This window comes from uncultured Microbacterium sp., assembly GCF_963521695.1.
Lineage (GTDB): Bacteria > Actinomycetota > Actinomycetes > Actinomycetales > Microbacteriaceae > Microbacterium.
Genome location: NZ_CAUQWC010000088.1, coordinates 1 through 12,196, shown reverse-complemented (window position 1 = coordinate 12,196; position 12,196 = coordinate 1). Strand labels below are relative to the sequence as shown.

The 12,196-nt window shown below is 66.4% G+C and carries 12 protein-coding genes, 3 tRNA genes and 1 pseudogene; 4 read left to right on the top strand and 12 right to left on the bottom strand.

The window, feature by feature from the left end:
* A pseudogene (locus RWP81_RS08465) lies at nucleotides 1-130 on the bottom strand (tRNA(Ile)-lysidine synthetase); the annotation flags it as partial.
* A 278-nt stretch (nucleotides 131-408) separates the two neighbouring features.
* Here RWP81_RS08465 and RWP81_RS08460 point away from each other — a divergent pair.
* Nucleotides 409-942, top strand: a complete 534-nt coding sequence (locus RWP81_RS08460) for an inorganic diphosphatase (RefSeq protein ID WP_055959514.1) — start codon at nucleotides 409-411, stop codon at nucleotides 940-942.
* A 59-nt stretch (nucleotides 943-1,001) separates the two neighbouring features.
* Here the strand turns inward: RWP81_RS08460 and RWP81_RS08455 are convergent, their stop codons facing one another.
* Complete coding sequence (locus RWP81_RS08455) at nucleotides 1,002-2,453, bottom strand: peptidoglycan DD-metalloendopeptidase family protein (protein WP_314454788.1); 1,452 nt, start codon at nucleotides 2,451-2,453, stop codon at nucleotides 1,002-1,004.
* 213 nt (nucleotides 2,454-2,666) lie between these two features.
* On the opposite strand from RWP81_RS08455, the gene RWP81_RS08450 reads away from it, so the two are divergent.
* The 3 genes from RWP81_RS08450 to RWP81_RS08440 all read left to right on the top strand — a co-directional run bounded on the left by RWP81_RS08450 (nucleotide 2,667) and on the right by RWP81_RS08440 (nucleotide 2,978).
* Nucleotides 2,667-2,739: transfer RNA gene (locus tag RWP81_RS08450), tRNA-Glu, on the top strand.
* A gap of 28 nt (nucleotides 2,740-2,767) precedes the next feature.
* Nucleotides 2,768-2,841 (top strand) — tRNA-Asp (locus RWP81_RS08445).
* Nucleotides 2,842-2,905: 64 nt separating this feature from the next.
* A tRNA-Phe gene (locus RWP81_RS08440) sits at nucleotides 2,906-2,978 on the top strand.
* 532 nt (nucleotides 2,979-3,510) lie between these two features.
* Here the strand turns inward: RWP81_RS08440 and RWP81_RS08435 are convergent.
* From RWP81_RS08435 to RWP81_RS08390, 10 genes are all read right to left on the bottom strand, one after another.
* On the bottom strand, nucleotides 3,511-4,275 hold the full coding sequence (locus tag RWP81_RS08435; protein WP_314454785.1) for an SDR family oxidoreductase: 765 nt from the start codon (nucleotides 4,273-4,275) through the stop codon (nucleotides 3,511-3,513).
* Between the two features lie 24 nt (nucleotides 4,276-4,299).
* The gene (locus tag RWP81_RS08430; protein WP_314454782.1) at nucleotides 4,300-5,382 is read right to left on the bottom strand and encodes an FAD-dependent monooxygenase; all 1,083 of its coding nucleotides are present in this window, start codon (nucleotides 5,380-5,382) and stop codon (nucleotides 4,300-4,302) included.
* Nucleotides 5,383-5,418: 36 nt separating this feature from the next.
* Nucleotides 5,419-6,180: an SDR family NAD(P)-dependent oxidoreductase gene (locus tag RWP81_RS08425; protein ID WP_314454778.1), complete on the bottom strand. Its 762-nt coding sequence runs from the start codon at nucleotides 6,178-6,180 to the stop codon at nucleotides 5,419-5,421.
* An 87-nt stretch (nucleotides 6,181-6,267) separates the two neighbouring features.
* Nucleotides 6,268-7,146 (bottom strand): aldo/keto reductase, encoded by an 879-nt coding sequence (locus RWP81_RS08420; protein ID WP_314454776.1) that lies wholly within the window; start codon nucleotides 7,144-7,146, stop codon nucleotides 6,268-6,270.
* Nucleotides 7,143-7,487 carry a carboxymuconolactone decarboxylase family protein gene (locus tag RWP81_RS08415; protein ID WP_314454774.1) on the bottom strand — a complete coding sequence of 115 codons (345 nt, stop codon included), beginning with the start codon at nucleotides 7,485-7,487 and terminating at the stop codon, nucleotides 7,143-7,145. The genes RWP81_RS08420 and RWP81_RS08415 overlap by 4 nt, the downstream gene beginning before the upstream one ends.
* Nucleotides 7,488-7,499: 12 nt before the next feature.
* Complete coding sequence (locus RWP81_RS08410) at nucleotides 7,500-8,345, bottom strand: SDR family NAD(P)-dependent oxidoreductase (protein WP_314454771.1); 846 nt, start codon at nucleotides 8,343-8,345, stop codon at nucleotides 7,500-7,502.
* Nucleotides 8,346-8,371: 26 nt separating this feature from the next.
* Nucleotides 8,372-8,719, bottom strand: coding sequence for a carboxymuconolactone decarboxylase family protein (locus tag RWP81_RS08405; RefSeq protein ID WP_314454768.1), 348 nt, complete (start codon nucleotides 8,717-8,719; stop codon nucleotides 8,372-8,374).
* A 31-nt stretch (nucleotides 8,720-8,750) separates the two neighbouring features.
* Nucleotides 8,751-9,722 (bottom strand): aldo/keto reductase, encoded by a 972-nt coding sequence (locus RWP81_RS08400; protein ID WP_314454767.1) that lies wholly within the window; start codon nucleotides 9,720-9,722, stop codon nucleotides 8,751-8,753.
* Between the two features lie 34 nt (nucleotides 9,723-9,756).
* Nucleotides 9,757-11,010 carry an MFS transporter gene (locus RWP81_RS08395; RefSeq protein ID WP_314454765.1) on the bottom strand — a complete coding sequence of 418 codons (1,254 nt, stop codon included), beginning with the start codon at nucleotides 11,008-11,010 and terminating at the stop codon, nucleotides 9,757-9,759.
* Between the two features lie 120 nt (nucleotides 11,011-11,130).
* On the bottom strand, nucleotides 11,131-12,012 hold the full coding sequence (locus RWP81_RS08390; RefSeq protein ID WP_314454762.1) for a helix-turn-helix transcriptional regulator: 882 nt from the start codon (nucleotides 12,010-12,012) through the stop codon (nucleotides 11,131-11,133).
* Nucleotides 12,013-12,196: the final 184 nt, after the last annotated feature.

Below are 12,196 nucleotides of genomic sequence, written 5' to 3'. Positions count from 1 at the left end.
CCGCAAGAGCGAGCGAATCAGCGCCGCCCGAGAGGGCGACGATGACGGGCCCGTCGATGGTGTCGAGCGCCGCCCGCACGGCGCGGCGTACCTCGGCGACGGACGGGTCGAGTCCGGGGCGGTGATCCATCCCTCCACGGTATGCGCCCCGCCGCCGCCGCGCCGCCCCGTCATCCGCTGTCCGAACCCCGCCCGGGTGTCTTCGGACGGCCGCGGCGGCCCGGCCCCGCCCGGTCCGGCCGGACACAACGCAGGAGATCCGCGCACCCGCCACGCTGTCGCACCCGCGCGCACGGCGGCATCCACCGGATCTCCTGGGTTGTGTCGCGGCCATCGGCACGTGCGTGGGCGCGGCAGGCTCCCGGATAGGCTGGGCGCGGAAATCCACAGACTTGAAGGAGCACGAGTATGGGCGCATACGACGCCGTCATCGAGATCCCCCGCGGCAGCCGCGTGAAGTACGAGGTCGACCACGGCACGGGCCGTGTCTACCTCGACCGCATCCTGTACACGGTGTTCGGCTACCCCGCCAACTACGGCTTCTTCGAGAACACCCTCGGCGAAGACGGCGACCCGCTCGACGTGCTCGTGCTGCTCGACCGCGAGCTGCACCCCGGCATCCTCGCCAAGGTGCGCCCGGTCGGCGTGCTGAAGATGAGCGACGAGGCCGGCGGAGACGACAAGGTCGTGGCCGTGCTCGCGAAAGACCCGCGCTGGGATCACATCCAGGACGTCGGCGACATCGACGAGTGGACGAAGAAGGAGATCACGCACTTCTTCGAGCACTACAAAGACCTCGAGCCCAACAAGTGGGTCAAGGTCGACGACTGGGCGGATGTCACCGAGGCCGAGCGACTCGTGAGCGAGGCCTTCACGCGCTTCGACGAGCACGACGCCCAGACGAAGACGCAGGGCTCCGGCGAGGCGCCCAACACGCTCTGACGCGGCCCGTACGACGAGAACCCCCGGTCGATCGACCGGGGGTTCTCTCGTGCGCCGACTCAGACGTTGACGCCGCGATCTCGCAGCCAGGGCGCGGGATCGGTGGTGCCGCCCCACGGCGGGTAGACCTCGAAGTGCAGGTGGCAGCCGAAGGAGTTGCCCGTCTGCCCGGTCGCGGCGATCTGCTGACCGGCCTCGACGCGCTGGCCGTACGAGACGTAGATGCCGCCGTCGACGATGTGGCCGTAGCCGGTGCCCGATCCGTCGTCGTGGGCGATGCGGATGTAGTTGCCGAATCCGCCGTTGTAGCCGGCGTAGGTCACGCGACCAGCGGATGCGGCGTAGATGGGTGACCAGCAGCTCGCGCCGAAGTCGAGACCGAGGTGCCACGAGCTCGCGCAGTAGCTGCCGTTGCACTGGCTCGAGCGAGGGCCATAGCCCGATGACGTGTACGCCGACGAAGGTCGCGCCCAGCCTCCGCCGCTGACGCTCCCGCCGCCGCCGCCCCCGCTGCTGCTTCCGCCCTCGCTGCTGCTTCCGCCGCCGCTGCTGCTTCCGCCGCCACCGCTGTTCTGGCGTGCGGCGGCCTCCCGCTCGCGACGTGCGCGCTCTTCGGCATCGCGGGCTGCCGCCTCTTCGCGGGCGCGACGCTCGCGCTCTTCACGGGCCTTGCGCTCGGCTTCGACGCCGGCCTGGTAGTCGGCGACCGTCTTGGCCGTGGTGTCCTGCAGGGCGGCGAGCTGCGCCTCGAGCACGGACTGGTTGGCCTGCTGGGCCGCGAGGGCCTCCTGTGCCGCCTGGGCGGCCTGCTGCGCGGCCGCCATCTTCTCTTCGGCGATCACCCGCAGGCGTTCGCGCTCGGCCGTGGCGTCGTCGGCCTGGGCGCTGAGGTTCTTCGCGTTGTCACGCGCGGCCACCGCCGCGGCGTACACCGAGCGGTTGCGCTCGAGGAGCTTGTCCATCGTGCCGAGCTTGGCGAGCAGGTCGTCTGCCGATGCCGCGGAGCCCGAGAAGAAGAGGTCGAGCGAGGTGTCGTCGCCGCCGGAACGGTAGAGCTGGGCAGCGACCTTGCCGGCCTTGTTGGCGGCATCGGTCGCGCGGTTCGCCTCGGCGTCGGCCTGCTGGCGCAGCAACTGCGCGCGGTAGTCGGCATCCTGATAGGCCTGCTGCGCGGCGAAGTACTCGTCGGAGCGCGCGCGCACCTCGGCCTGCGTGCGCTCGACCTCGGACTGCAGCCCCTGGATGAGCCCCTGGATGCGGGTGATCTCGGCACCCTTCGCCGCCTCGTTGGCGCGCGCGGCCTCGACGTCGGCCCACGACGGGTAGTCGGCAGCCATCGCGGGCGAGCCGAATCCGGATGCCACGGACCCGAACGCTCCGAGGGCGACAGCGCCGAAGGCTCCGAGCTTCAGGGCGCCACGGCGGTCGAACGCGGGCCACAGGCGCCGCTGCTCACTCGCCGTGGGCGCGCAGCCGCAGTCTTCGGGGGGTTCGGGGCGCTCGAGCGTCACGGGAATACCTCATCTCACCGGTCGCAACTCGGCCCACAGTAGCAACACGAGTCACAGGCACAACAGGGCGAGTTCCCTAGTCGACTCCCGATTCTGTGCCCACGACACGCGCGAGCCGCGGACGCCACGCCCCCGATTGGCAATCTCGAAAGATGTGAAGTAGGCTCGGTCGTCGGCAAGCGAGGTTGAAAACGCAAGGTTTCAGCCTCATCCGGCCCCATCGTTTAGCGGCCTAGGACACCGCCCTTTCACGGCGGCAGCACGGGTTCGAATCCCGTTGGGGTCACTTTTCGGTGGAATAACTAAATACGCATGGCCCTGTAGCGCAGTTGGTTAGCGTGCCGCCCTGTCACGGCGGAGGTCGCGGGTTCAAGTCCCGTCAGGGTCGCTCCACGGCGACGGGCCTTCTTTCGGGAAGGCCTTTCGTTTAGGAAGCGGCAGACATGCCGCTCGGCTCTGTAGCTCAGTTGGTAGAGCGCACGACTGAAAATCGTGAGGTCACGGGATCGACGCCCGTCGGAGCCACACGGATGATCATTACGTCATCCCAGAAACCCTCGCGGAGCTTCTATCCGCGGGGGTTTTGCTTTGCCCTGGTGAGGGCTGGTTTTCTCGACGATGAGCCAGGCGCCGATCCCCGGCCGCAAAGCGATCGAGGCACGACAGAACAGCCGTGATGGATGGCGTTTCAGCACCTTCGGCGGTCACCTGGGCCGGCCTGGGGCCGGTTAAGGGGCACGCCTACCGTCGATTTGGCGTTCCGGGTGAACATCTGGGCAATCGGCGAGGCAGCATCCGCACATCGGGCGTTCGATGGTCCCAGCGTTGGCTTGGTTGTCGCAGGCGCACTCTTCGCATGAGCAGCGAGTACCGCGGGCCGGCAAGCCAAGCTCGATGCGCTGGTCGTCGCTGACTTCGGATGCGAAGACAACGTCATACTCGATCCCGCCAAGGACCACCACCCGGCCCGAATCCTCATTTTTCATAACCGGCCAGCTCAAGCGGTGCTCACGACGAGAACCAGTCTTTCGTTTCTCGTTGAAGGGGCGCGGGCGGTCTAGTTGTGTCCTGCGTAGATCTGGGTCTGCCCGCCGTCGACGGTCAGTTCGGCACCGTTGATGAATGAGGCTTCGTCGGAGGCGAGGAAGACGACGGCGTTGCCGATGTCTTCGGGCTGGCCGACTCGGCCCGAGGGGATTTCTTCGACGACTCGCTTCAGGTAGGCCTCACCTTCCTCTTTGCCCATGTCTTTCTCGAACACCTCGGTGTGGGTGGTGCCGGGGCTGATGGCGTTGACGCGGATGTGCCGGTCGCGGAGCTCGTTCATCCATGTGCGTACGAGGCTGCGCAGCCCCGCCTTGGCCGCGGCGTAGACCCCGAACGTCGGCAGCCCCATGTCCTGCGTGATGGAGGTGTTGACGATGATGACGCCGGTGTTGTCGGGCAGCAGCGGGAGCGCTGCCTGGACGGTGAAGATGGTGCCCTTGATGTCCACGGCGAGGCCAGCGTCGATCTGCTCTTCGGTCAGCTTGTCGATGGTGTTGTAGAACGCGGCTCCGGCGTTGGCGAAGACGATGTCGAGGGTTCCGTGCTCGGTTCTGATCGTTTGGGCGACACGGAGCATGTCCTCGCGGTTGGTCGCGTCGGCCTGGATTCCCCGCGCCTGGTCGCCGAGGCGGGAGACCGCTTTGTCGATGCGGTCCTGGTTGCGGCCGGTGACGTAGACAAATGCTCCTTCTTCGATCATCCGCTTGGCGGTGCCGAAGCCAATACCGGAGGTGCCACCGGTGATGAGGGCGGTCTTTCCTGTAAGCCGGGTCATGAGTGTCTCTTTCTGACGAGTGGTTTAGGCGGCGCGTGCCGCAAATGATCGGCTGAAGCCCTGCCCGGACTGGACGAGGCCTCGGGCGCTGCGCAGCCGGGCGCCCTCGTAGTCCAGGAGCGCCGCGTCGATTCCGGTACCGACCGGTTGTGCAGCGAGGGCCTCGGCGAGGGCCTCAGCGTCATAGAGGGATTCGGCGAAGCCGCTACCGGTCATGGGGGTGGGTACGTGGGCGGCGTCGCCGACGAGCGCGAGGCGACCGCGGACGAGTTGGTCGGGCACGTATTCGGCGATCGGTGTGCCGATCACTGCGCGGCGGTCGATGCTGTCGAGGACGGCGTCGCTCCACGGCGAGGGGAACAATCGGCGCGCTTGCCCGGCGAGTTCGCGGTAGGTGGTGTTCGGGATGCCTGCGGGCATCAGCGAATGCCGCACCACGTTCCCGTCGACGGCGCCGGACGAACGCAGCAGCCCGTTGCGGCTGGCGTCGTACCAGGCCCAGCCCAGTCGGCGGGAATCGACTGCGGTCGACCCGTCTACACCGGGGAGGGGGTAGCCCAGCAGGGTGTTGGTGTTGTCGCCGCGGAAGGCGACGTCGCGCGGCCATCGGCGGGAGCCGATCGCTTCCTCGTCGGCGATGCCGATCCAGATGACGTAGCCGGCGAATGTCGCGTCGGGTTTGTGGGGGGCGACGTGCTGGCGCACGACACTGCGGTGCCCATCGGCACCGATGAGGACATCTCCGACGACGCGTTCCCCCGACCCGGTGACTGCCCACGCGTGTGACGCGTCCTGGTCGACGCGGCGCACGGCGGTGTTTTGCCGGAGCTCGATGCGAGGGTCGGCGTCGATCGCGGCGCGAAGCGCGCCGTGCACGGCGAACCAGGTCTGAATGCCGGGGGTGATGGGTTGCGGGACCTGGGTGGAGGGCAGTCCGGTGATGCGTTCGAGCAGTCCGTTCGGCACATGGAGGGCGGCGCCGGTTCGGCCCGTGTCGTCGGAGCGTTCCAGCAGCGTGACGCGCATCCCGATCTGGGACAGTGTCAGTGCGGTCATCAGACCGGAGAGGGAGGCTCCGACGATGACGGCACTGCCGTGGGTGTGCATGGGTTCTTCTTTCGTGATCGTTCGGTGGTGTGGGGGTCAGAACAGGCGGGTACCGGTGATGGCGGCGAGGGTGCCGATGAGGCGGTCTTGGAAGTCGGGATCGTTGACTTCGGATGCGGGCTGCTGGTGCCGGCGGTGGTGCCAGTACTGCCCGGTGACCGTGGCTGCCGGGTCGTCACTGACGGCAAGCCAGCTTTGGGTGTCGTGGCCCAGTTCGAGGTCATCGGATGCGCCCCGGCCGCCCATCTTGGTGGGCACCCAGCCGGGGTCCACGGAGTTGCTGAGGACGTCCGGCCACCGGCGGGCGACGGCGGCGGCGAGAGCTGCGACGTACAGCTTGCTCTCGGAGTAGGCCTGGCTGGCATTCCATCGGCGGTTGGTCCAATCGATGTCGTCGAGGTCGCTGCGCACTCCGAGGTGCATGCCGCTGGTGACGTACACGAGCCGGTCCGGCCGTTCGATCAGTGCGGTGAGGAGGTAGGGGGCGAGGACGTTCACCGCGAACGTTCGCGAATGACCCTCCGCGGTGGCGATGCGGGAGTTGGAGAGGTACACGCCGGCGTTGTGGATGACGGCATCCATCCGCCCGATTGCGTTGACCTGGTCGGCGATCGCGCGGGTCTCGACGTCGCTGGAAAGGTCACCGATCACCACGCCTGCCGAATCGAGGCCGCTGATCGCTTCGGCACGCTCCGTGGTGCGGGCGTGCAGCACAACGTCGTGTCCTTGACCGATGAGGGTGTGGGCGTTGAACAGGCCGAGCCCGTCGGTTGAGCCGGTGATGAAGATGCGTGCCACGAGGGTGGTCCAATCAAGAAGGGGAGCGTCAGCGCGACGGAACGGTCGGGGCGGATGTGCGTTCTGCTGCGCATCCGCCCCCTGTCTTCATTCCGGGATCGGCCATCCGTGATCTTCGAGGGTGAGCGAGTCGGGGTCGATCGACCCGCTGACGCCGGTGTCGAGGGCGTCGATTGACGCGATCTCGTCCGGGGTGAGGGCGAAGTCGAACACGTCGAAGTTCTCGCGGATGCGTTCGGGCTTGACTGATTTCGGAATGGCCGAGAAGCCGTGGTCCAGGTGCCAGCGCAGCATGATCTGCGCCGGGGTCTTGGCGTACTTCTCGCCCAGCTGCACGAGCACCGGTTCGGTGAACGGGTTCTTCTCGTTGCCGTTATAGGTGTACGCGCCGGCAATCGGCGACCAGCACTGCGTGAGGATGCCGTGCTTGTCATTCGCGGCCCGCCACTCGGGCTGCGTGTAATACGGGTGCAGCTGGATCTGATTCACAGCCGGCACGATGCTCGTCTCGCCGATCAGCCGGTCCAGCTCTTCCGGGCTCTGGTTGGAGACACCGATCGCGCGGACCCGCCCGTCGGCGAGCAGCGTTTCGAGCGCCTTGTATGCCGCGATCGTCTTGTCGAAGTGGGTGGGTAGCGGCTGGTGCAGCAGGAGCAGGTCGATCTGGTCGACGCCGAGCTTGCGGGCGCTCTTCTCGAATCCGTGCAGGGCTTCGTCGTAGCCGTAGTCGCTGATCCACAGCTTCGTCTCCACGAACACCTCGGCGCGGTCAACGTCCGCGCGACGCAGACCCTCCCCGACCTCGATCTCATTGAAGTAGGCGGCGGCGGTGTCGATGTGCCGGTAGCCGGTGTTCAGCGCCGCGACGACCGCGTCCGTGGTCTCCTCGGGCTTGGACTGGTACACGCCCAGGCCCAGGGCGGGCATTGTGACACCGTTGTTGAGGGTGACAGGGGGGTAGGTCATCGCGATCCTTCTTCCTTGCGCGCCTCGGAGAGGCGCTTGGCGATGGTCAGGGCGGAAACGGCCTTCGGCCAGCCAGCGTAGAACGCCAACTGGGTGATGACCTCGGTGATCTCGCTCTCGGTCAGACCGTTGTTCAGCCCGTAGGGGATGTGCCAGTTCAGCTGATCCGTGTTCCCGCCCGCGATCAGCCCGGCGATCGTGATCAGACTCCGGTCCCGCGGCGACAGCTCGGCGCGTTCCCAGATGTCACCGAAGAGGACGTCGTCGGTGAGGGAGACCAGCTTGGGGGCGAAGTCGCCGAACAGCTTCGCCATGTCGGAGGGGGTGGATGAGTCAGTCATCAGAGGTTCTCCTTAAGCGTCGTCGTGGTTGAGGGAGGACGACAGGTCACGGTGTGCGTCGATCTGGGCGAGGAGATCGTGCGCTTTCTGTTCGATCGCGGCGACCGCGTCTGCTCCGGCCACCCAGCGCAGCGGCGGCTCGTCGAGATCGGCGATCGTGACCAGCGCCGCGCCGAGCTTGGCGGGGTCGCCGGTCTGGGTGCCGTTCATCTGCCGCCATCCGGGGATGGCTGCGCCGGTGCGGTCGGCGTAATCGTCGATCGAGATCTCCGGCCAGATGGTCGAGGCGTCCTCCACCAGCAGCTCGGTGCGGAAGAACCCGGGCTCCACGATGGTGGTGCGGATGCCGTAGGGCTCCACCCCGAATCGCAGCGACTCCATCCACCCTTCGAGAGCGAATTTGCTGGCCGCGTACGCGTCGACGAACTCCAAACCGGTGATACCGGCGAGGGAGCCGATCGTGATGACGTGCCCGGATCGCTGCGCCCGCATGATCGGCAGGACGGCGCGGGTGACGTTCATCGGACCGAACACGTTGGTCTCGAACTGGGCGCGGACTTGGGCGTCGCTGGTCTCCTCGAAGAACCCGGCATAGAAGTTCGCCGCGTTGTTCACCAGCACATCGATCCGGCCAAACCGATCAAGCGTCGCCTGGGCAGCGGCTACAGAGTCCTCGGGAATCGTGAGGTCGAGCTTCGCCACGAGCAGGTCGGGGTGCTCCCCCACGGCCGAGGCGACGCGTTCGGGGTTCCGGCCGGTGGCGACGACCTGGTGGCCAGCCGCGAGGGCAGCTTTCGCGATCTCGACGCCCATGCCGCGGCCGGCGCCGGTGACGATCCAGACTTTTTTCTCAGCCATCGCTGGTTCCTTTCCGATGGGGATGGTCAAGCCGTGAAAACGCGCTTGGCGAGGTTCATGGCGGTGACCGCTTTGGGCCAGCCGGCGTAGAACGCCGTGTGGAGGATGACTTCCTTGATCTCGGTCTCGGTGACCTCGTTCGCCTTCGCGAATGCGAAGTAGCCCTCGAGGTCGCCGCCGTTGCCGCCGGTGATGAACGCGGAGATCACGATGAGGCTGCGGTCGCGGGGGCTGAGCTCGGGACGTGCCCAGATGTCGCCGTAGATGACGTCGTCGGTGACGGAGACGAATTTAGGCGCGAACTCGCCGAAGAGGTTCTCCATGAACGTCTTCTCCCGCGCCTCGGGGGTTTCAGGGGTGGGGTTGTCAGTCATGCTGTTCTCGTTCCTGTCGTGGGTGTGGGGTTCACTGGAAGCCGTTGGGCTCGCGCACTTTGTAGGGCGCTTCGAGTGCGGCGGTCTCGTCGTCGGTGAGCTGGATGTCGAGCGAGGCGATCGCATCCTCCAGGTGCTTCTGCTTCGTGGCGCCCACGATCGGAGCGCTGACGACCGGGTTTTGCAACACCCAGGCCAGGGCGACCTGCGCCATGGGGATGCCGCGGGCTTCGGCAACCTGCTGCACTGCGTCGGCGACCGGCTTGTCGGCGTCGCTGAACGCGGCCGCACCGACGGGGTCGTTGGAGGAGCGCGTGGTCTGCTCGCCCCAGGGGCGTGCGACGCGGCCCTTCGCGAGTGGGCTGAACGGGATGCTTCCCACGCCCTGGTCGGCGAGGAGGCCGAACATCTCGCGCTCTTCCTCGCGGTACATCAGCGAATACTGGTCCTGCATCGACACGAACCGGGTCCACCCGTGCAGGTCGGCGGTGTGCTGCATCTTGGCGAACTGCCACGCCCACATCGCCGACGCACCCAGGTAGCGGACCTTCCCGGCCTTGACGAGGTCGTGGAGGGCCTCCATCGTCTCTTCGATGGGGGTGTCGTAGTCGAAACGGTGGATCTGGTACAGATCGACGTAGTCAGTGCCGAGACGCTGAAGGGACGCGTCGATCTGTTCCATGATCGCCTTCCGGGAGAGGCCTTCGCCGCCGGGGCCGTCGTGCATCTTGAAACGCGCTTTCGTGGCCAGCACCACGTCCTCGCGGGTGGTGTATTTCTGGATCGCGCGGCCGACGATCTCCTCTGAGGTGCCAAAGCCGTAGATGTTTGCGGTGTCCCAGAAGGTGATTCCGTTCTCGACGGCCTGACGGAAGATCGGTTCGGCTCCCGCGTCGTCGAGTGCCCACTCGTTGAAACCGCGGGAGGTGTCGCCGAAGCTCATGCATCCGAGTGCGAGGCGGCTGATCTTCAGGCCGGATGATCCCAAACGCGTGTACTGCATGGTGGTTTCCTTTCGATCGATTCGGGTGATGTGGTCAGACGAGCAGGTCGCGCTCGAGGGTCTTCTCGGCGTCGGTCTGCTCAGGCGCGGGGGTGCGGCGCGTCGCTCGCATGGCCGCAAGCACCAGCAGCGGGATGAGTCCCGCGATCGCCATCGCGGCTCCGACGATCGAGGGACCGGTCGTGCCAAGCGGGGAATCTAGTGCGACACCGGCCAGCCATGTGGCCGCGGCGATGCCCACGTTGAACGCCGACACCGTCAGTGCAGCCGACAGCGACGGACCGGAGTGACCGAACCGGACCGCAAGCGGGGTCGCGATCGCCGTTACGCCCATGCCGGTGAAGCCCAACAGAATCACCAGGACCGCGGTGGGCACGATGAACGGCGACAGCGGGATGAGAAGCAGCAGCACCAGAGCGGAGCCACCGGCGATCCCGAAGTAGGTGCCCAGGGGCGCGCGGTCACCGGTGCGGCCGGCAACGACTGTGCCCAGGAGTGCGCCAATGCCGAATCCGACGAGCAGGAGCGGCACTGCGGCCTCATCGATGCCGGTGCGGTCGGTCAGAAGCGGGGAGATGTAGCTGTACGCGGCGAGGAACCCGCCTGAGACGAGGGCCGTGGTGAGCAGCACCAGCCAGAGCTTGCCTGAACGGAGCACGCCAAGCTGGGATCGGAGGCTGATGCTCTGCTGCCCGGCCTCTTCAGCCGGCGCGAATCGGCCAATGATTACCGCCGCCACCAGTGCCAGGACAGCCAGAGCCCAGAAGATGCCGCGCCATCCGATGAGCTGTCCGACGAACGATCCGAGCGGGACGCCTGCGACGATTGCCAGGCCCATGCCGCTCATCATCACGCCCATCGCACGGGATGCGTTCGAGGGTCCGGCGGCGGAGGTCGCCACGACGGCGGCGACAGAAAGGAACGCGCCGGTCGCGAGTGCCGTCAGAACCCGCGCGATCAGTACGACCTCGAAGACGGGACTGATCGCGGCGACGATGTGACCGACCGCGAACAGCAGCAGCGAAAGCACCAGGGTGAGGCGCTTGGGCAGCCGCATCGTCGCGACCGAGATTGTCGGAGCTCCAACGATCATCCCGACCGCGAACGCCGTGATCAGCAGACCCGCCTGCGAGACGCTGACGTTCAAGTCGGCTGCCATATCCGGTAGGAGACCGGCGATGACGAACTCGGTCGTGCTCATCAAGAACGTGCCGGCAGCCAGCAGCAGCACGACGAACGGGAGCCTGCCTTTGGGCTTGGCAAGTGATTTCACTGCGGAAGAGGACATGGGTTTACCTTCATCAAGATCGGGGGTGCCGCGGTGGCGGGCATGACAAGTCAAGGCCTCCCGCACAGAGTGAGGGAGCCTGGGATCAAAGGGGTTCCCGCAGGGACCCTCTTCTCGGGGTTACCGTTCGGTCGAAGCGACCGCAGGATCGTGGACGTTCGTGGCGGCCCAGCTAGCAAGCAGAGCCAATCCGTCCTCGGTGGTGGAGCCGGGCGCGGCGCTGTATACCGTCATCAACAGATCTGTTGCACCGGGGAGCACCATCGCTGAATGCTCCAGCTGCAGGTCGCCGACGACCGGGTGACTGATACTCTTTGTGCCGTCGCTGAAGGCACCCACATCGTTCGCACCCCACAGAACTCGGAACGTATCGCTCCTCGTGGACAACTCACCTATGAGGTTTGACAGCTCCGTGTCGTATGGGTTCTTGCCGGCCTCGACTCTCAGTGAGCCGACCGCAGTCCGGGCGATCCGCTCCCAATCTCGGTAGAACCGCCTGGCTGCGGGGCTGAAGAACACGAACCTCACCGTGTTACCCCGGCAGCTGGCGTCGTCGAACATCTCAGAGAAGAGTGCCCGCCCGAGCGGGTTCGCGTACAACACGTCGAAACGGTTGTTCTGCACGAACGCAGGTAGCCCCGGCATCCCGTCGACGACCCTCTTCACGACCGCCGGGACGGTAGTGGGCTTCGTCGTGCGGCGGGGCGCTTTCACTGGCGACGTGTTGGCCAGACGACCCAAATCGTGCAGATGAGCGCGTTCGGTCTCGTTCATGCGAAGCGCCGACGCGATGGCATCCAAAACAGAATTGGAGACACCCTGCAAATTTCCTCGCTCTACCCGGGTGTAGTACTCCACACTCACGCCGGCAAGGGCAGCAACCTCGTTCCGACGCAAGCCCGCCACACGTCGGTTCCCGAACGCAGGAAGACCGACCTGTTCCGGCGTCACCCGGCTACGGCGAGACATCAGAAAGTCACGCACCTCGGGCTTGTTCTCCATAACCAAAACGGTACGCCCGTGCCCGGCCGGGGTGGGAGCTTCTTGCGTTAACCCCCATCCGCGCTCGTTGACGGTCGCGACCCAGTGCACGGTGGGGGCCTTGATCGACGTCTACTGCTCTTTAGACGGGTTGAAGCGCCCTGAGTTTGTTAGAGACTCCTGACCTTGGAAACGAGGATGGGGT

Excerpts from the sequence above, each read along its gene's own strand:
- RWP81_RS08460 (WP_055959514.1), top strand. The coding sequence starts at position 409 with ATGGGCGCATACGACGCCGTCATCGAGATCCCCCGCGGCAGCCGCGTG.
- RWP81_RS08435 (WP_314454785.1), bottom strand. The coding sequence starts at position 4,275 with ATGACCCGGCTTACAGGAAAGACCGCCCTCATCACCGGTGGCACCTCC.
- RWP81_RS08430 (WP_314454782.1), bottom strand. The coding sequence starts at position 5,382 with ATGCACACCCACGGCAGTGCCGTCATCGTCGGAGCCTCCCTCTCCGGT.
- RWP81_RS08420 (WP_314454776.1), bottom strand. The coding sequence starts at position 7,146 with ATGACCTACCCCCCTGTCACCCTCAACAACGGTGTCACAATGCCCGCC.
- RWP81_RS08415 (WP_314454774.1), bottom strand. The coding sequence starts at position 7,487 with ATGACTGACTCATCCACCCCCTCCGACATGGCGAAGCTGTTCGGCGAC.
- RWP81_RS08410 (WP_314454771.1), bottom strand. The coding sequence starts at position 8,345 with ATGGCTGAGAAAAAAGTCTGGATCGTCACCGGCGCCGGCCGCGGCATG.
- RWP81_RS08405 (WP_314454768.1), bottom strand. The coding sequence starts at position 8,719 with ATGACTGACAACCCCACCCCTGAAACCCCCGAGGCGCGGGAGAAGACG.
- RWP81_RS08400 (WP_314454767.1), bottom strand. The coding sequence starts at position 9,722 with ATGCAGTACACGCGTTTGGGATCATCCGGCCTGAAGATCAGCCGCCTC.
- RWP81_RS08395 (WP_314454765.1), bottom strand. The coding sequence starts at position 11,010 with ATGTCCTCTTCCGCAGTGAAATCACTTGCCAAGCCCAAAGGCAGGCTC.
- RWP81_RS08390 (WP_314454762.1), bottom strand. The coding sequence starts at position 12,012 with ATGGAGAACAAGCCCGAGGTGCGTGACTTTCTGATGTCTCGCCGTAGC.